Origin of the sequence: Bradyrhizobium pachyrhizi (assembly GCF_029714545.1) — a bacterium.
Classification (GTDB): domain Bacteria; phylum Pseudomonadota; class Alphaproteobacteria; order Rhizobiales; family Xanthobacteraceae; genus Bradyrhizobium; species Bradyrhizobium pachyrhizi.
Genome location: NZ_CP121667.1, coordinates 5,109,278 through 5,127,782, shown reverse-complemented (window position 1 = coordinate 5,127,782; position 18,505 = coordinate 5,109,278). Strand labels below are relative to the sequence as shown.

Annotated in this window: 19 protein-coding genes; all 19 read left to right on the top strand. The window is 64.9% G+C overall.

Annotated features, from left to right (window positions below; genetic code table 11):
• Positions 1-54 precede the first annotated feature (54 nt).
• The 19 genes from QA639_RS24080 to QA639_RS23990 all read left to right on the top strand — a co-directional run bounded on the left by QA639_RS24080 (position 55) and on the right by QA639_RS23990 (position 18,486).
• Positions 55-570, top strand: coding sequence for a MarR family winged helix-turn-helix transcriptional regulator (locus tag QA639_RS24080; RefSeq protein WP_157341113.1), 516 nt, complete (start codon positions 55-57; stop codon positions 568-570).
• A 214-nt stretch (positions 571-784) separates the two neighbouring features.
• Positions 785-1,150, top strand: a complete 366-nt coding sequence (locus QA639_RS24075; RefSeq protein ID WP_018271860.1) for an NADH-quinone oxidoreductase subunit A — start codon at positions 785-787, stop codon at positions 1,148-1,150.
• Positions 1,151-1,200: 50 nt separating this feature from the next.
• Positions 1,201-1,746: a NuoB/complex I 20 kDa subunit family protein gene (locus tag QA639_RS24070; RefSeq protein WP_018271859.1), complete on the top strand. Its 546-nt coding sequence runs from the start codon at positions 1,201-1,203 to the stop codon at positions 1,744-1,746.
• A gap of 10 nt (positions 1,747-1,756) precedes the next feature.
• Positions 1,757-2,374 carry an NADH-quinone oxidoreductase subunit C gene (locus QA639_RS24065; RefSeq protein WP_050384882.1) on the top strand — a complete coding sequence of 206 codons (618 nt, stop codon included), beginning with the start codon at positions 1,757-1,759 and terminating at the stop codon, positions 2,372-2,374.
• Positions 2,371-3,567, top strand: coding sequence for an NADH-quinone oxidoreductase subunit D (locus QA639_RS24060; protein WP_016847751.1), 1,197 nt, complete (start codon positions 2,371-2,373; stop codon positions 3,565-3,567). Before QA639_RS24065 ends, QA639_RS24060 begins: the two co-directional genes overlap by 4 nt.
• 41 nt (positions 3,568-3,608) lie before the next feature.
• On the top strand, positions 3,609-4,220 hold the full coding sequence (nuoE, locus tag QA639_RS24055; RefSeq protein ID WP_029080758.1) for an NADH-quinone oxidoreductase subunit NuoE: 612 nt from the start codon (positions 3,609-3,611) through the stop codon (positions 4,218-4,220).
• Positions 4,220-4,444: a hypothetical protein gene (locus tag QA639_RS24050; RefSeq protein WP_050384881.1), complete on the top strand. Its 225-nt coding sequence runs from the start codon at positions 4,220-4,222 to the stop codon at positions 4,442-4,444. Before nuoE ends, QA639_RS24050 begins: the two co-directional genes overlap by 1 nt.
• 19 nt (positions 4,445-4,463) lie before the next feature.
• The gene (gene nuoF, locus QA639_RS24045) at positions 4,464-5,789 is read left to right on the top strand and encodes an NADH-quinone oxidoreductase subunit NuoF (protein ID WP_157341115.1); all 1,326 of its coding nucleotides are present in this window, start codon (positions 4,464-4,466) and stop codon (positions 5,787-5,789) included.
• Between the two features lie 8 nt (positions 5,790-5,797).
• Positions 5,798-6,286 (top strand): hypothetical protein, encoded by a 489-nt coding sequence (locus QA639_RS24040; RefSeq protein WP_137477838.1) that lies wholly within the window; start codon positions 5,798-5,800, stop codon positions 6,284-6,286.
• 7 nt (positions 6,287-6,293) lie between these two features.
• Positions 6,294-8,369 (top strand): NADH-quinone oxidoreductase subunit NuoG, encoded by a 2,076-nt coding sequence (nuoG, locus tag QA639_RS24035; RefSeq protein ID WP_283087528.1) that lies wholly within the window; start codon positions 6,294-6,296, stop codon positions 8,367-8,369.
• A gap of 10 nt (positions 8,370-8,379) precedes the next feature.
• Entirely contained in the window at positions 8,380-9,450 is a 1,071-nt protein-coding gene (nuoH, locus tag QA639_RS24030; protein ID WP_018271855.1) for an NADH-quinone oxidoreductase subunit NuoH, read from the top strand.
• A gap of 7 nt (positions 9,451-9,457) precedes the next feature.
• Entirely contained in the window at positions 9,458-9,952 is a 495-nt protein-coding gene (gene nuoI / locus QA639_RS24025) for an NADH-quinone oxidoreductase subunit NuoI (RefSeq protein ID WP_018271854.1), read from the top strand.
• A 9-nt stretch (positions 9,953-9,961) separates the two neighbouring features.
• Entirely contained in the window at positions 9,962-10,600 is a 639-nt protein-coding gene (locus tag QA639_RS24020) for an NADH-quinone oxidoreductase subunit J (protein ID WP_028333975.1), read from the top strand.
• Entirely contained in the window at positions 10,597-10,905 is a 309-nt protein-coding gene (gene nuoK, locus QA639_RS24015; protein ID WP_016841823.1) for an NADH-quinone oxidoreductase subunit NuoK, read from the top strand. The genes QA639_RS24020 and nuoK overlap by 4 nt, the downstream gene beginning before the upstream one ends.
• A gap of 8 nt (positions 10,906-10,913) precedes the next feature.
• Entirely contained in the window at positions 10,914-12,986 is a 2,073-nt protein-coding gene (gene nuoL / locus QA639_RS24010; RefSeq protein WP_157341118.1) for an NADH-quinone oxidoreductase subunit L, read from the top strand.
• Positions 12,987-14,501, top strand: a complete 1,515-nt coding sequence (locus QA639_RS24005; RefSeq protein WP_028333977.1) for an NADH-quinone oxidoreductase subunit M — start codon at positions 12,987-12,989, stop codon at positions 14,499-14,501.
• A 10-nt stretch (positions 14,502-14,511) separates the two neighbouring features.
• Positions 14,512-15,948: an NADH-quinone oxidoreductase subunit NuoN gene (gene nuoN / locus QA639_RS24000; RefSeq protein WP_026192819.1), complete on the top strand. Its 1,437-nt coding sequence runs from the start codon at positions 14,512-14,514 to the stop codon at positions 15,946-15,948.
• A gap of 61 nt (positions 15,949-16,009) precedes the next feature.
• On the top strand, positions 16,010-16,816 hold the full coding sequence (locus tag QA639_RS23995) for a biotin--[acetyl-CoA-carboxylase] ligase (protein ID WP_157341332.1): 807 nt from the start codon (positions 16,010-16,012) through the stop codon (positions 16,814-16,816).
• Positions 16,816-18,486 (top strand): ribonuclease J, encoded by a 1,671-nt coding sequence (locus tag QA639_RS23990; RefSeq protein WP_157341121.1) that lies wholly within the window; start codon positions 16,816-16,818, stop codon positions 18,484-18,486. Before QA639_RS23995 ends, QA639_RS23990 begins: the two co-directional genes overlap by 1 nt.
• Positions 18,487-18,505 lie beyond the last annotated feature (19 nt).

Genomic DNA, 18,505 nt, shown 5'->3' with positions numbered 1-18,505 from the left:
ATCAACGATATCGTTGAGCTTGGCAGCGCGCGGCTTTGTTGGCAGAGGTTGGTGATGACCGAGAAGCTCAGAACTGAGAGGGCCTTGCCGCCGGAGGCCGTTGTCGATTCCGAACTGGCACCGATCACCGCGATGATGTCGTCGCGGCTGATGGTGCTGGCGAACCTGCTCAGGCGCGGCGCGATGCTGCGCTACAAGCGCCTGACCGGCCTGTCCTCGGTCGAGTTCGGTCTGGTCGCCTCGCTCGGCCGGCGGCCGCCGATGAGCGTGGTGCGGCTCGCCGAGGCCGTCGGCATGGACAAGGGGCAGATCAGCCGGGCGCTCGCCGAGCTCGTGGCGCGCAAGCTGGCGGCGAAGGCGGCCAATCCGCGCGACAACCGGGAGACCCTGGTCTCTCTCACCAAGGCCGGCCTGGCTGCCCATGACGCCATCGTGGCCGGCGCCCAGGAGCGAAACCGGCGCCTGCTGGAACAGCTTGCGCCAGGGGATCTCGAGCTGCTGCTCGGACACATCGATCGGCTCACCCTGACGGCCGCCGAGATGCTCGCTGCCGAACGGGGGCTGGGCTGATATGGGGAGAGCGCAGGGCACAGGATGGCCGCCGCGGCGTTACCAATGGAGGCAAGCGCATCCGCCTGATGAGGCCAAGAGCCCACGGGAAGGACGGTAAAAGCGTCAAAATAGCTTGTCTTGCGCCCTCTGTTGCGCTGCGCTAAAGCCTCAAGAACAATTCCAATCAACGAATCTGCGGCACGTCCGAAACCGCAGCAAGAAGGCCTCGCCGATGACCGGCATCCTGCAGAATTATCTCCCACTTGTGGTCTTTATCGGAGTTGCGAGCCTGATCGGTCTGGCGCTCCTGATTGCGCCGTTCCTGGTCGCGTTCCAATCGCCGGACCCGGAAAAGCTGTCCGCCTATGAATGCGGATTCAACGCTTTTGACGACGCCCGCATGAAGTTCGACGTCCGGTTCTATCTGGTGGCGATCCTCTTCATCATCTTCGACCTCGAAGTGGCGTTCCTGTTCCCATGGGCCGTGGCGTTCGGAAAGCTCGGCGCCACCGGGTTCTGGTCGATGATGGTGTTCCTGGCCGTGCTGACGGTCGGCTTTGCGTATGAATGGAAGAAAGGCGCGCTCGAATGGGATTGAGCCCCACCGCCGCATCCTCGCAGCCGGCGATCGCCAAATCTGAGATCGCTATGGCTCCGAAGGGTATTCTTGATCCGTCGACCGGCAAGCCGGTCGGCGCCAACGATCCGTTTTTCCTCGAGGTCAATCACGAGCTGTCCGACAAGGGCTTCTTCGTCGCCGCGGCCGATGACCTCATCACCTGGGCGCGCACCGGCTCCCTGATGTGGATGACCTTCGGTCTCGCCTGCTGTGCGGTCGAGATGATGCAGGTCTCGATGCCGCGCTATGACGTCGAACGCTTCGGCTTCGCACCGCGCGCCTCGCCGCGGCAGTCCGACGTGATGATTGTCGCGGGCACCCTGACCAACAAGATGGCGCCCGCGCTGCGCAAGGTCTACGACCAGATGCCGGAGCCGCGCTACGTCATCTCGATGGGCTCCTGCGCCAATGGCGGCGGCTACTACCACTACTCCTATTCGGTGGTGCGTGGCTGCGATCGCATCGTGCCGATCGACATCTACGTGCCGGGCTGCCCGCCCACGGCGGAAGCGCTGCTCTACGGCGTGTTGCTGCTGCAGAAGAAGATCCGCCGTATCGGCACTATCGAACGCTAAGGGTTCAGGTATGGACGACGGCAAGCTCGACGCCCTTGGGCAGACGATCGTGAGCGCGCTTCCGGGCGCGGCCACGGCGCACTCGGTCGCGTTCAATCAGCTCACTATCGACGTCGAGATTGGCAGAATCGTGGAGGTCGCCAGGTTTCTGCGTGACGATCCCGGCTGCCGCTTCGTCAACGTCACCGACGTGACCGCGGTCGACTATCCGAGCCGCGAGAAGCGTTTCGATGTCGTCTACCATCTGCTGTCGCCGACGCTGAACGCGCGCATCCGTTTGCGCGGGCAGGCCGACGAGACCACGCAGGTGCCGTCGATCATCGGCGTCTTCCCGGGCGCCGACTGGTTCGAGCGCGAGACCTACGACCTCTATGGCGTGATCTTCACCGGCCATCCCGACATGCGCCGCCTGCTGACGGACTACGGCTTCGACGGCCATCCGCTGCGCAAGGATTTCCCGCTCACCGGCTTCGTCGAGGTCCGCTACGACGACCAGGAGAAGCGGGTGCTGTACGAGCCGGTCCGGCTCAACCAGGAATTCCGCAAGTTCGATTTCCTTTCGCCCTGGGAAGGCGCGGACTATCCGCTGCCCGGCGATGAGAAGGCCAAGGCGGAGCCGAAGCCATGAATGAACAGCCGCAAAACCTTCGTAACTTTACGATCAACTTCGGGCCGCAGCATCCGGCGGCGCACGGCGTGCTTCGTCTTGTGCTGGAGCTCGACGGCGAAGTCGTCGAACGCGTCGATCCGCATATCGGCCTGCTTCACCGCGGCACCGAGAAGCTGATCGAGCACAAGACCTATCTGCAGGCGATTCCCTATTTCGACCGGCTCGACTATGTCGCGCCGATGAACCAGGAGCATGCGTTCTGCCTCGCGGCGGAAAAGCTGCTCGGCATCACGGTGCCGCGGCGCGGCCAGTTGATCCGCGTGCTGTACTGCGAGATCGGCCGCATCCTGTCGCATCTGCTCAACGTCACCACCCAGGCGATGGACGTCGGCGCGCTGACCCCGCCGCTGTGGGGCTTTGAAGAGCGCGAGAAGCTGATGGTGTTCTACGAGCGCGCCTCGGGCTCGCGCATGCACGCGGCGTTCTTCCGCGTCGGCGGCGTGCACCAGGACTTGCCGCCGAAGCTGATCGACGACATCGAGGCGTGGTGCGATCCATTCCTCAAGGTCGTCGACGACCTCGATCGGCTGCTTACCGGCAACCGCATCTTCAAGCAGCGCAACGTCGACATCGGCGTGGTGCCGCTGAAGGAAGCCTGGGAATGGGGCTTCTCCGGCGTGATGGTGCGCGGCTCCGGTGCGGCCTGGGACCTGCGCAAGTCGCAGCCCTACGAGTGCTACGCCGAGATGGATTTCGACATTCCGATCGGCAAGAACGGCGACTGCTACGACCGCTACCTGATCCGCATGGAAGAGATGCGCCAGTCGGTGCGCATCATGAAGCAGTGCATCCAGAAGCTCAAAGCACCCGACGGGCAGGGCCCGGTCGTGGTCGAGGACAACAAGATCGCGCCGCCGCGCCGAGGTGAGATGAAGCGCTCGATGGAAGCGCTGATCCATCACTTCAAGCTCTACACCGAAGGCGTGCACGTGCCGGCCGGCGAAGTCTATGCCGCGGTCGAGGCGCCGAAGGGCGAGTTCGGCGTCTACCTCGTCGCCGACGGCACCAACAAGCCTTACAAGTGCAAGATCCGCGCGCCGGGCTTCGCCCATCTGCAGGCGATGGATCACATCTGCAGGGGCCATTTGCTGGCCGACGTTTCCGCCATCCTGGGCTCGCTGGACATCGTGTTCGGCGAAGTCGACCGGTGACGATGACCGCATCCGAACCGCGCGCAATGAAAGTTTGATCGATGTCCGTCCGCCGCCTTGCCCCGAAGGAATTGCAGCCCGCGAGCTTCACGTTCACGGACGAGAATCTCGCCTGGGCCAAGAAGCAGATCGAGAAGTATCCGCCGGGACGGCAGGCCTCGGCCGCGATCGCGATCCTGTGGCGCGTGCAGGAGCAGCACGACGGCTGGGTCTCGGAAGCCGCGATCCGCGCCGTCGCCGACCTGCTCGAGATGCCGCATATCCGCATGTTGGAGATCGCGACCTTCTACACCATGTTCCAGCTCTCGCCGGTCGGCAAGAAGGCGCATGTGCAGGTGTGCGGCACCACGCCGTGCCGGCTGCGCGGCGCCGCCGACCTGATCGAAGTCTGCCAACATCGCATCCATCACGATCCCTTCCAGCTGTCGAAGGACGGCAACTTCTCCTGGGAAGAAGTCGAGTGCCTCGGCGCGTGCGTGAACGCACCGATGGTACTGATCTGGAAGGACACCTATGAGGACCTGACCAAGGAAAGCTTCGGCAAGGTGCTCGACGGCTTTGCCGCCGGCAATCCGCCGAAGCCGGGCCCGCAGGTCGACCGTCAGTTCTCGGCGCCCGCGGGCGGGCCGACGACGCTGAAGGAAACCACCTGATGCGAAGCTTTCAGGTGCTGGCAAACGGGCAGGAAAACAAGGCAGGAAGGGGCGCTGCGATGAAGGCCTGGCGCACGATCGCGCTGCACACCGCTGTCGCGGCCGGCTTCATGTTCCTGCTGCAGCGCTACGGCCTGAGCGCCACGCTGGAATCCAGCCTGTTGTGGGCCATCGTGTTCGGCGGCTGCGCTGCCGGGCTCGCTTATTCGCAAGCCAATCGGTGATGTTCGGAAAGTTTTGAGCATGCTCGACGACAAGGACCGCATCTTCAAGAACCTCTACGGCCTGCATGATTGGGGCCTCGAGGGCGCGCGCCGCAGAGGCGCCTGGGATGGCACCAAGGGGATCATCGACAAGGGTCGCGACTGGATCATCAACGAGATGAAGGCGTCGGGGCTGCGCGGCCGCGGCGGCGCCGGTTTCCCGACCGGCATGAAGTGGTCCTTCATGCCGAAGGAATCCAAGGACGGCCGTCCGAGCTACCTCGTCGTCAACGCCGACGAGTCGGAGCCCGGCACCTGCAAGGACCGCGAGATCATGCGGCACGATCCGCATCTTTTGGTCGAAGGCTGCCTGCTCGCGAGCTTCGCGATGGGCGCGCATGCCTGCTACGTCTATATCCGCGGCGAGTTCATCCGCGAGCGCGAGCGGCTGCAGGCGGCGATCGACCAGGCCTATGAGGCCAAGCTGGTCGGCAAGGACAATATCAACGGCTGGCCGTTCGACATCTATGTCGCGCACGGCGCCGGCGCCTATATCTGCGGCGAGGAGACCGCACTGCTCGAGAGCCTCGAGGGCAAGAAGGGCCAGCCGCGGCTGAAGCCGCCGTTCCCGGCCAATGTCGGCCTCTATGGCTGCCCGACCACCGTCAACAACGTCGAGTCGATCGCGGTCGCACCGGACATCCTGCGCCGCGGCGCCGCCTGGTTCGCCGGCATCGGCCGGCCGAACAATGTCGGCACCAAGCTGTTCTGCATCTCCGGCCATGTCGAGCGCCCCTGCAATGTCGAAGAGGCGATGGGGATTCCGTTCCGCGATCTGATCGAGAAGCATTGCGGCGGCATCCGCGGCGGCTGGGGCAATCTGAAGGCCGTGATCCCCGGCGGCTCGTCGGTGCGCATGGTGCCGGCCGAGCAGATCATCGATACGCCGATGGATTTCGACTCGTTGAGCAAGCTGCGCTCGGGTCTCGGCACCGCGGCGGTGATCGTGATGGACAAGTCGACCGACCTGATCCGGGCGATCGCGCGCATCTCCTATTTCTACAAGCATGAGAGCTGCGGCCAGTGCACGCCGTGCCGCGAGGGCACGGGGTGGATGTGGCGCGTCTTGACCCGCATGGCCGACGGCCGCGCCCACAAGCGCGAGATCGACATGCTGCTCGAGGTCACCAAGCAGGTCGAGGGTCACACCATCTGCGCGCTCGGCGACGCCGCCGCCTGGCCGATCCAGGGCCTGATCGCGCATTTCCGTCACGAGATCGAAGAGCGCATCGACCAGTATTCGCACAAGGCCGATCTCGACGATCAGGGCGTTCGCGATCCCATGCACATGATAGCCGCGGAGTAATGTTGGCGATGACGCAACAGGCCGCATGGTGGCAGAAGTACGGGACGCTTGCGCAGATGGCGCAGGCGACCGTGGCGCTGCTCGGCTTTGTTGCAATCCTGCTGCAGATCAACGAAATCCGCACCTCGAACCGCGCCTCCAGCGCGCGTTCGGCGTTTCTCGGCTACACCGATCTCGCATTCCAGAATCCGAAATTCGCTCAGCCCGATTACGAGGCCATCAAGGCCGCCGGCCGCGAAGAGCGGTCCCAATATGAGAGTTTTGTCTCGTACTTCCTCTATGCCTGCGAGGAGACCTTTGCCGCATTCGCGGACAAGCGCGAATGGCAGGCATCGTGTGACTACGACCTGAAACCGCATCTGCCGTTCCTCTGCGAGAAGAACCAGGCGCAGCCTGCCTATCTCGCGACCTACGGCGCCGACACCCAGCAATGGGTGAAGACCTCATTGAAAACCGCGAGCGTCGCACCGCCCGACTGCAAGCTCGGAAAGACTTGAGACAGACATGAGCAAGATCATCGTCGATGGCAAAGAGATCGATGTGCCGCCCGAGTACACGCTGCTGCAGGCATGCGAGGCGGCCGGCGCGGAGATTCCGCGCTTCTGCTATCACGAGCGGCTGTCGATCGCCGGCAATTGCCGGATGTGCCTGGTCGAGGTGAAGGGCGGCCCGAAGCCGGTCGCCAGCTGCGCCTGGGCCGTACGCGATTGCCGTCCGGGACCGAAGGGCGAGCCGCCGGAGATCTCGACCCGTTCGCCGATGGTGAAGAAGGCGCGCGAAGGCGTGATGGAGTTCCTTCTGATCAACCATCCGCTGGACTGCCCGATCTGCGACCAGGGCGGCGAGTGCGACCTGCAGGACCAGGCGATGGGCTATGGCGTCGACACCAGCCGTTTCGCCGAGAACAAGCGCGCGGTCGAGGACAAGTATCTCGGCGCGCTGGTCAAGACCTCGATGAACCGCTGCATCCAGTGCACGCGCTGCGTCCGCTTCTCCGCCGAAGTCTGCGGCGCGCCGGAAATGGGCGCGACAGGCCGCGGCGAGGACATGGAGATCACCACCTATCTCGAGCAGGCGCTGAGCTCGGAGTTGCAGGGCAACCTCGTCGACATCTGCCCGGTCGGCGCGCTGACCTCGAAGCCTTACGCGTTCGCGGCGCGGCCCTGGGAGCTTGGCAAGACGCAGTCGGTCGACGTCATGGACGGCGTCGGCTCGGCGATCCGCGTCGACACCCGCGGCCGCGAGGTGATGCGCATCCTGCCGCGCATCAACGAGGCGGTGAACGAGGAGTGGATCTCCGACAAGACCCGCCACATCGTCGACGGCCTGCGCACTCAGCGCCTCGACCGGCCCTATGTGCGCGAGAACGGCCAGCTCCGGCCGGCGACCTGGCAGGAAGCCTTCGCCGCCATCGCCGCCAAGGCGGGCCGCAGCGACGGCAAGCGGATCGGCGCGATCGCCGGCGATCTCGCCGCGATCGACGAAATGTATGCGCTGAAGGAGCTGCTCGCGAAGTTCGGCTCGGTCAATCTCGCCGTGCAGGGCGGCGATGCGTTCGACGCCAAGGCCGGCCGCGGCTCCTACATCTTCAATCCGACCATCGCCGGTATCGACCAGGCCGACGCGATCCTGATCATCGGCTCGCATCCGCGCAAGGAAGCCGCCGTGCTGAACGCGCGGATCCGCAAGCGCTGGCGTACCGGCGGGCTCAAGGTCGGCATGATCGGCGCCAAGGCCGATTTCACCTATGACCACGACTATCTCGGCGCGGGCACCGACACGCTGGCCGATCTCCTGGCGGGCAAGCACTCCTTTGCCGACGTCTTGAAGAAGGCGCAGCACCCGATCATCCTGGTCGGCGCCGGCGCCTACGCCAGGCATGACGGGGCGGCCGTGCTGGCGCAGGCCGCCAAGCTCGCGGTCGACGTCGGCGCGCTGAAGGACGGCTGGAACGGCTTTGCCGTGTTGCAGGATACCGCCTCGCGCGCCGGCGCGCTCGATATCGGCTTCTCGCCGGCGGCCGGTGGCCTGACCTCGGCGCAGATGACGACCTTCGGCACGCTCGACGTGCTGTTCCTGCTCGGCGCCGACGAGATCAAGGCGCCGGACGGTACCTTCGTGGTCTATATCGGCACCCATGGCGACCAGGGCGCGCATCGCGCCGACGTCATCCTGCCGGGCGCGGCCTATACCGAGAAGTCCGGCATCTACGTCAACACCGAAGGCCGGGCGCAGATCGCCAACCGCGCCGCGTTCCCGCCGGGCGAGGCCCGCGAGGACTGGGCGATCATCCGCGCGCTGTCCGACGTGCTCGGCAAGAAGCTGCCGTTCGACTCGCTGCAGGCGCTGCGGCAGGCGATGTTCAAGGCCTATCCGCATCTGATGCGGCTCGACCAGATCAAGGCCGGCAAGGCTGACGACGTCAAGGCGCTGGCAGGCAAGGGCGGCAGCGTCGACAAGGCGGCATTCAAGCCGACCATCGAGGACTTCTATCTGACCAACCCGATCGCGCGGGCCTCTGCCGTGATGGCGGAATGCTCGCGGCTGGCGTCGGGCCGAATGCTGACGGCAGCGGAGTGAGCGTGACCTGATGGCTGAATTCTTCGCAAGCTCGTTCTGGACCGGCTTCCTCTGGCCGCTGATCATCATGGTCGCGGAGAGCTTGTTGCTGCTGGTCGTGCTCCTGATCGCGATCGCCTACATCCTGCTCGCCGACCGCAAGATCTGGGCGGCGGTGCAGATCCGCCGGGGCCCCAACGTGGTCGGCCCATTCGGATTGCTGCAATCCTTCGCCGACCTCCTGAAATTCGTGCTGAAGGAGCCGGTGATTCCGTCCGGCTCCAACAAGGGCGTGTTCCTGCTGGCGCCGCTGGTGTCGTGCATCCTGGCGCTGGCCGCCTGGGCCGTGATCCCGTTCGATCTCGGCTGGGTGATCTCCGACATCAATGTCGGCGTTCTCTACATCTTCGCGATCTCGTCGCTGTCGATCTACGGCATCATCATGGCCGGCTGGTCGTCGAACTCGAAGTATCCGTTCCTGGCCGCACTGCGCTCGGCGGCGCAGATGGTGTCTTACGAGGTCTCGATCGGCTTCGTCATCATCACCGTGCTGCTCTGCGTCGGCTCGCTGAACCTGTCGGCGGTGGTTGAGGCGCAGAACACCCGCGGGCTTGCGCACCTGATCGGATTGCCGCAGCTCACCATCCTGAACTGGTATGTGTGGCCGCTGTTCCCGATGTTCGTCGTATTCTACGTCTCGGCGCTGGCGGAAACCAACCGTCCGCCATTCGACCTGGTCGAAGCCGAATCCGAACTGGTCGCCGGCTTCATGACCGAATACGGCTCGACCCCGTACCTCCTGTTCATGCTCGGCGAGTATGTCGCGATCACCACGATGTGCGCGCTGGCGTCGATCCTGTTCCTGGGCGGCTGGCTGCCGCCGGTCAACCTGCCGCCGTTCACCTGGATTCCGGGCATCGTCTGGTTCGCCCTGAAGGTGTTCTTCATGTTCTTCATGTTCGCGATGGCGAAGGCGATCGTGCCGCGCTACCGCTACGATCAACTGATGCGGCTCGGCTGGAAGGTGTTCCTGCCGCTGTCGCTGGCGATGGTGGTGATCGTGGCCGGCGTGCTGCAGTTCGCCGGCATCGCGCCGAAGTGAGGCCGTCATGAGTGTCAATGTCAACGCAACAGCCCGCTCGCTTCTGCTGTCGGAATTCGTCTCGGCGTTCTTCCTCGCGATGCGCTATTTCTTCCAGCCGAAGCCGACACTGAACTATCCCTTCGAGAAGGGCCCGATCTCGCCGCGCTTCCGCGGCGAGCACGCGCTGCGCCGCTATCCGAACGGCGAGGAACGCTGCATCGCCTGCAAGCTGTGCGAGGCGATCTGCCCGGCGCAGGCGATCACGATCGAGGCCGGCCCGCGCCGCAACGACGGCACCCGCCGCACGGTGCGTTACGACATCGACATGGTGAAGTGCATCTATTGCGGCCTGTGCCAGGAGGCATGCCCGGTCGACGCCATCGTCGAGGGCCCGAATTTCGAATTCGCGACCGAGACCCGCGAGGAACTGTACTATGACAAGGCCAAGCTGCTCGCCAATGGCGACCGCTGGGAGCGCGAGATCGCGAAGTCGATCGCGCTCGACGCGCCGTACCGGTGAGGTGAGGGCATGATCCTTCCGGCGCTGTTCTTCTACCTGTTTGCTGCGGCCTGCGTGGCCTCGGCGGTGATGGTGATTGTCTCGCGCAATCCTGTGCACTCCGTGCTGTTCCTGATCCTGGCCTTCGTCAACGCGGCCGGGCTGTTCATCCTGATGGGCGCCGAGTTCCTCGGGATGATGCTGATCGTGGTCTATGTCGGCGCCGTCGCGGTGCTGTTCCTATTCGTGATCATGATGCTCGACGTCGACTTCGTCGAGCTGCGCGAGGGCTTCATCCAGTATCTGCCGATCGGCATCGTGATCGGCGGCATCTTCATGTTCGAGTTGCTGCTCGTCGTCGGCGCCTGGGTGATCAACCCGGCCGTGACCAAGACGATCACCGCGGCGATCCCGACCAATGTCAGCAACACCGAGGCGCTCGGCCTCGTGCTCTATACGAAGTACATCCATTACTTCCAGCTCGCCGGCATGGTGCTGCTGGTCGCGATGATCGGCGCCATCGTGCTGACGCTGCGCCACAAGGCCAAGGTCAAGCGGCAGAACATCAACGTGCAGAACGCGCGCACGCCCGAGATGGCGATGGCGATGCGCAAGGTGGCGTCAGGGCAGGGCCTGCAGGATGCCGACGCGGCGGAGTGGGTGAAATGACGATCGGGCTCGGACACTATCTCGCGGTCGCCGCGATCCTGTTCACGCTCGGGATCCTCGGCATCTTCCTCAACCGCAAGAACATCATCGTCATCCTGATGTCGATCGAGCTGATCCTGCTGTCGGTCAACATCAACCTGGTGGCGTTCTCGACCTTCCTCGGCGACATCGTCGGCCAGGTGTTCGCGCTCTTGGTGCTGACGGTGGCCGCCGCCGAGGCTGCGATCGGTCTCGCCGTGCTGGTGGTGTATTTCCGCAACCGCGGTTCGATCGCGGTTGAAGACGTCAATCTGATGAAGGGCTAGGCGCAGTTATGGTTCAGGCAATCGTATTCCTGCCTCTGCTGGGCGCCATCCTCGCAGGCATTATCTCGCTGGTCGGTGCCCATGCGCGCTGCCCGAGCGGCGATACCGTCGGCCATCACGACGATGCGCATGGGGATGCCCATGCCTCCGCGGCCCATGACGATCACGGCCATGATGACCATGGCCATGACGACCACCACGTCTCCGAGCCGCCGGCGGCGGGCTCCCGCCTTGCCGAGCTGATCACCACGGGCCTCTTGTTCGTCTCGGCCGCGCTGTCCTGGTTCACGCTGGTCGATGTCGGCTTCATGCACCACGACGCGCGCGTCGTGCTGCTGCCCTGGATCACCTCGGGCGACCTGCAGGTGGCCTGGACGCTCCGCGTCGACACCCTGACCGCGGTTATGCTGGTCGTGGTCAACACGGTGTCCGCGCTCGTCCACCTCTACTCCATCGGCTACATGGACGAGGACCCGAACCGGCCGCGCTTCTTCGGCTATCTCAGCCTGTTCACCTTCGCGATGCTGATGCTGGTGACGTCCGACAACCTGGTGCAGCTGTTCTTCGGCTGGGAGGGCGTCGGCCTCGCGAGCTACTTGCTGATCGGCTTCTGGTACCAGAAGCCGTCGGCCAATGCCGCGGCGATCAAGGCCTTCGTGGTCAACCGCGTCGGCGACTTCGGCTTCGCGCTCGGCATCTTCGCGATCTACGCGCTGGTCGGCTCGACCGATTTCGAGACCATCTTCCACGCCGCGCCGGGGCTGACCGGCAAGACCATGAACTTCTTCGGCTGGCAGGCCGACGCGCTGACTTTGACCTGCCTGTTGCTGTTCATGGGCGCGATGGGCAAGTCGGCCCAGTTCCTGCTGCACACCTGGTTGCCGGACGCGATGGAAGGTCCGACCCCGGTGTCGGCGCTGATCCATGCCGCGACCATGGTCACCGCCGGCGTGTTCATGGTGGCGCGGCTATCGCCGCTGTTCGAGTTGTCACCGACCGCGCAGGCGGTGGTGATGTTCTTCGGCGCGACCACGGCGTTCTTCGCCGCCACGATCGGCCTCGTGCAGAACGACATCAAGCGCATCGTCGCGTATTCGACCTGTTCGCAGCTCGGCTACATGTTTGTGGCGATGGGAGCGGGGGCCTATTCGGTCGGCATGTTTCACCTGTTCACGCACGCCTTCTTCAAGGCGCTGCTATTCCTGGGCTCCGGCTCGGTGATCTACGCGATGCATCACGAGCAGGACATCCGCAACATGGGCGGCCTGTGGCGCAAGATCCCGTACACCTTCGCGGTGATGTGCATCGGCACCCTGGCGCTGACCGGCTTCCCGCTGTTCGCCGGCTACTTCTCCAAGGATGCGATCATCGAGGCGGCCTATGCGGCGCATAATCCGTTCGCGACCTACGCCTATCTCTTGACCATCGCGGCCGCCGGCCTGACCTCGTTCTACTCCTGGCGTCTGATCTTCAAGACGTTCTTCGGCGAGCCGCACGACCAGAAGCACTACGAGGCGGCGCATGAGAGCCCGGTCTGGATGCTGGTGCCGATCGGCGTCCTCGCCGCGGGCTCGATCCTCGCCGGCCTGCCGTTCAAGGAGCTGTTCGTCAACCCGCACGGCGTGGAAGAGTTCTTCCGCGAATCCGTGAAGATGAACCCGCACATCCTCGAGGACATGGAGCACATGCCGGGCTGGCTTGCGCCGCTGCCCACCGTGATGATGGCGCTCGGCCTGTTCATCTCGTATCTGTTCTACATCCGCAGGCCGTATCTGCCGGTCGAGCTCGCGCAGCAGCAGCCGATGCTGTACCAGTTCCTGCTCAACAAATGGTACTTCGACGAGCTGTACGACTGGATCTTCGTGCGCCCGGCGAAGTGGCTCGGCTACACGTTGTGGAAGAAGGGCGACGGCTTCATCATCGACGGCTTTGGTCCCGATGGCGTCTCCGCCCGCGTGCTCGACGTCACCCGCAACGTCGTGAAATTGCAGACCGGCTACCTCTATCACTACGCATTCGCGATGCTGATCGGGGCCGCCGGATTGATCACCTGGTTCATGTTCGGCTTGGGAGGCCAGTAAATGACAACCTGGCCCATCCTTTCGGTCACGACCTTCCTACCGGCGGTCGGCGCGATCCTGGTCTATCTGCTGGCGCGGGGCGGTGACGAGACCGCGAGCCGCACGGCGCGCTGGATCGCGCTGTGGACCACGCTGATCACCTTCGCGATCTCGCTGATCCTGGTGGCGCGCTTCGATCCGGCCTCGACCGACTTCCAGTTCGTCGAGAAGGCGTCCTGGCTCGCCACCGGCATCAGCTATCACATGGGCGTCGACGGCATCTCGCTGCCGCTGATCATCCTGACCACCGCGATCATGCCGCTCTGCATCATCGCGAGCTGGAAGTCGGTGACGCAGCGCGTCGGCGAATACATGATGGCGTTCCTGATCCTGGAAACGCTGATGGTCGGCACCTTCTCGGCGCTCGATCTCGTGCTGTTCTATTTGTTCTTCGAAGGCGGCCTGATCCCGATGTTCCTGATCATCGGCGTCTGGGGCGGCCCGCGCCGGGTCTACGCGTCGTTCAAGTTCTTCCTCTACACCTTCCTCGGCTCGGTTCTGATGCTGCTCGCCATCATGGCGCTGTACTGGAACGCCGGCACGACCGACATCCCGACCCTGATGCATACCGCGGTGCCGCGGTCGATGCAGACCTGGGCGTGGCTGGCCTTCTTCGCCTCGTTCGCGGTGAAGATGCCGATGTGGCCGGTGCACACCTGGCTGCCCGACGCGCACGTCGAGGCGCCGACGGCGGGCTCGGTGATCCTGGCCGCGATCCTGCTGAAGATGGGCGGCTACGGCTTCCTGCGTTTCTCGCTGCCGATGTTCCCGCTGGCCTCGCACGACTTCGCGCCGTTCGTGTTCACGCTGTCCGTCATCGCCATCATCTACACCTCGCTGGTGGCGATGATGCAGGAGGACATGAAGAAGCTGATCGCATATTCGTCCGTGGCGCATATGGGCTTCGTCACCATGGGCATCTTCGCGGTGACCACGCAGGGCGTCGCCGGCGGCATGTTCCAGATGGTCTCGCACGGCATCGTCTCCGGCGCGCTGTTCCTCTGCGTCGGCGTCGTCTACGACCGCATGCACACCCGCGAGATCGCGGCCTATGGCGGTCTCGTCAACCGGATGCCGCTCTACGCGCTGACCTTCATGGTCTTCACCATGGCCAATGTCGGTCTGCCGGGCACGAGCGGATTCGTCGGCGAGTTCATGACGCTGCTCGGAACCTTCAAGATCTCGCTGCCGACCGCGTTCTTCGCCACCACCGGCGTGATCCTGTCGGCCTGTTACGCGCTTTGGCTCTACCGCAAGGTGGTGTTCGGCGCGCTGGTCAAGCCGTCCCTGATGTCGATCAAGGATCTCACCTTCCGTGAATGCGTGACGCTGTTCCCGCTGATCGCGCTGACCATCCTGTTCGGCGTCTATCCGAAGCCGGTGCTCGACATGTCGGCCGCCTCGGTCCAGCAGCTCGTCAACAATTACCAAACCGCCGTGACTGCCGTGAAGGCAGCCGCGCTGACCGTCCAGTAAGGCCCTCGTCATGAGCTTTTCCAGTGCAGGTTATCAGTTGCAGCCGGTGCTGCCGGAGCTGGTGCTCGCGGTCGGCGCGATGGTGCTGTTGATGATCGGAGCCTATCGCGGGCAGGGGACGACGCGGCTCGTCACGGCGCTCGCGATCTGTCTCCTGGTGCTGACCGGCGTGCTGGAGCTCTGGCTGCCGGCCGGCAAGCTGGTGACCTTCGGCGGCAGCTTCATCGTCGATGATTTCGCCCGCTTCCTGAAGGTCCTCGCACTGATCGCCTCGGCGGCAACCCTCATCCTGTCGACCGAATATCTGTCTCAGCCGTCGAGCCGCAACTTCGAGTTCTCGATCCTGGTGCTGCTGTCGACGCTCGGCATGATGGTGCTGATCTCGGCCGGCGACTTGATCTCGCTCTATCTCGGCCTCGAGCTGATGAGCCTTGCGCTCTACGTCGTCGCCGCCAGCCAGCGCGACAATGCCAAGTCGAGCGAGGCGGGTCTGAAGTATTTCGTGCTGGGCGCGCTGTCGTCGGGCATGCTGCTCTACGGCGCCTCGCTGATCTACGGCTTCACCGGCACCGTCAGCTTCGCCGGCATCGCGGCCGCCGCCACGACCGGCAGCATCGGCATCGTGTTCGGCCTAGTGTTCCTGCTCGCCGGTCTCTGCTTCAAGGTGTCGGCCGTGCCGTTCCACATGTGGACGCCGGACGTCTATGAGGGCGCGCCGACGCCGGTGACGGCGTTCTTCGCCTCCGCCCCGAAGGTCGCGGCGCTCGCGGTGTTCACCCGCGCGACGCTGACCGCGTTCCCGGGCATCGTCACCCAGTGGCAACAGATCCTGGTATTCGTGGCGATCGCCTCGATGGCGCTGGGCTCGTTCGCGGCGATCGGCCAGACCAACATCAAGCGGCTGATGGCCTATTCCTCGATCGGCCATATGGGCTTTGCGCTGGTCGGCCTCGCCTCCGGCACGGTCGAGGGCGCCCAGGGCGTCCTGATCTACATCGCGATCTACGTCGCGATGACGCTCGGCTCCTTCAGCATCATCCTGGCGATGAAGCGGAACGGCCAGGCGCTGGAACAGATCAGCGATTTCGCCGGCCTGTCCCGCACCAACCCGCTGCTCGCCTTCATCTTCGCGATGCTGCTGTTCTCGCTGGCCGGCGTGCCGCCGCTCGCCGGGTTCTTCGGAAAATGGTACGTGTTCGTCGCCGCGATCAAGGCCAATCTGTTCACGCTCGCCGTGATCGGCGTGCTGACCAGCGTGGTGGGCGCGTTCTACTATCTGTCGATCGTCAAGGTGATGTATTTCGACCAGCCGCTCGGCAAGCTCGACCCGGTCCGCGTCGAGCTGCGCACCGTGCTGGCGGTCGCCGGCATCTTCAACATCTTCTACTTCGCCTATCCGGGCCCGCTGGTAAGCGTGGCCACGGCGGCGGCGAAGTCGCTATTTTGACGCGTGCGGTTCCGAAATCGGGATGCTGGCTTTCGGAACCAATCATGCGCATAACTCTGACATGACCTTCACGCTCGGGCCGCGGGCCATAGCGGCGGGCCACCGGCTCGCCGCCTTCGATCAGATCGGCTCGACCAATGCCGAGGCGTTGCTGCGCGCCCGCGACGGCGAGCAGGGGCCGATGTGGTTCGTGACGCCGGAACAGACCGCGGGCCGCGGGCGGCGGCAGCGGGTCTGGGTCGCGCCGCGCGGCAATCTCGCCAGCACGATCCTCGAGGTGACGGACGTCCAGCCGGCAGTCGCCGCCACGCTCGGCTTTGCCGCCGGGCTGTCGCTCGAAGCCGCGCTGCGGAAGGTCAGCGTCGAGGCGGCGCTGCGGCTCGGACCGGACAGCCCGAAGTTCACCCTGAAATGGCCGAACGACGTGCTGGCCAACGGCAGGAAGCTCTCGGGCATCCTGCTGGAGGCCGAGGCCATCGGGAGCCGACTGGCGGTCGTCGTCGGCATTGGCACCAATGTCGTCGCAGCACCCGAGGGGACGCCGACGCCGGCCGTATCGCTCGCGGCGCTCGGCATCCAGATCGGGGCCGAGGAGCTGTTTGCCGCGCTGTCGGACGCCTGGGTCGAGTTTCGCGGCATCTGGGACGACGGCCGCGGCTTCCCCGAGATCCGCCGGCTGTGGCTGGAGCGCTCGGCCGGGCTCGGCGAGAAGGTCGCGGTCCAGACCGGCTCGGCGACCCTTGAGGGCACGTTCGACACCATCGATGATACCGGCTGCCTGATCGTCCGCACCGCTGATGGCGAGCGCCTGCCCGTGACCGCGGGCGAGGTCTATTTCGGCACCGCAGCCTCGGTGAGGTCGAACTGATGGCGCGTCCGGACGAGCTCACCTTTGCGCCGCTCGGCGGCGTCGGCGAGATCGGCATGAACCTGTCGATCTACGGCTTCGGCAACCGTCACCAGCGGTCTTTCCTCGCGGTCGATCTCGGCGTCTCCTTCGGCGACGAGGAGCATCTGCCGGGCATCGACCTGATCATGCCCGACGTCCGCTTCCTCGAGAAGGAGCGCAACAATCTGATGGGCCTCGTGCTGACGCACGCCCATGAGGATCATTTCGGCGCGATCATCGATCTCTGGCCGAAGCTCGGCTGCAAGATCTATGCGACGCAATTCAGCGCCGCACTGTTCGAGGCCAAATGCGCCGCCGAGCGCAACCCGCCAAAAATCCCGGTCACGGTGATTCCGTCGGGCGGGCGGGTCGATATCGGTCCGTTCAATGTCGAGTTCATCCCGGTCGCGCATTCGATTCCGGAATCGCACGCGCTGGCGATCAAGACCGATGTCGGCACCGTGCTGCACACCGGCGACTGGAAGATCGATCCGACCCCGATCATCGGCCAGCCGACCGACGAGCGGCGGCTGCGCGAGCTCGGCGACGAAGGCGTGCTGGCGCTGGTCGGTGATTCCACCAACGCGGTGCGCGACGGCCGTTCGCCTTCGGAGACCGAGGTCGCCGCCACCATCAAGAAACTGGTCAAGGCGGCCAAGGGCCGGGTCGCGGTCACGACGTTCGCGTCCAACGTCGCCCGGGTGCGCGCAGTAGCCGATGCGGCTAACGCCGCCGACCGCGAGGTGGTCGTGGTCGGCCGCGCCATGGAGCGCGTGGTGCAGGTGGCGCGCGAATGCGGCTATCTCGACGGCTCGCATAAATTCCGCAGCGCTGACTATTACGGCCATTTCCCGGCCGACAAGGTGCTGGCGCTGTGCACCGGCAGCCAGGGCGAGCCGCGCGCGGCGCTGGCGCGGATCGCCAATGACGACCATCCGCAGGTCACCCTGAACAAGGGCGACACCGTGATCTTCTCCTCCCGCACCATTCCCGGCAACGAGAAGGCGGTCGGCTCGATCATCAACAACCTGGTCATGCAGGGCGTCGAGATCATCACCGACCGTGAGCACCTGGTGCACGTCTCCGGCCACCCGCGCCGCGACGAACTGCGGGACATGATCTCCTGGGTGCGGCCGCAGCTCCTGATCCCCGTCCATGGCGAGGCGTTGCATCTGGCCGAACACGCCAAGCTGGCGCGCGCCGCCGGCGTGCCCAAGGTCCTGACCTGCCGCAACGGCGACCTCGTCAAGCTCGGGCCCGGCGAGCCCGGCATCATCGGCGAGGTGCCGGCGGGCCGGCTCTACAAGGACGGAACCATCCTGGAGGACGCCAAGTCGCGCGCCGTGGTGGAGCGGCGGCGGATGGGCTTTGCCGGCTGCGCCTTCGTCGCCATCGTCATGACCGAGCAGGGCGAGATCGCCGACGATCCCGAGGTTGATCTGGTCGGCATGCCGGAGAACAATGCGGCGGGCGAATTGCTCGACGACATCGTGTTCGATGTGGTGGTATCGACGATCGAGGGCCTGCCGAAGCCGCGGCGGCGCGATCCAGACGCGCTGGGGGAATCGGTGCGCCGCGCGGTGCGGGCCGCGCTGAACGAGCAATGGGGCAAGAAGCCGATCTGCGTCGTGCACGTTCTGACGGTTTGAGCCTAAGCATGATCCGGAA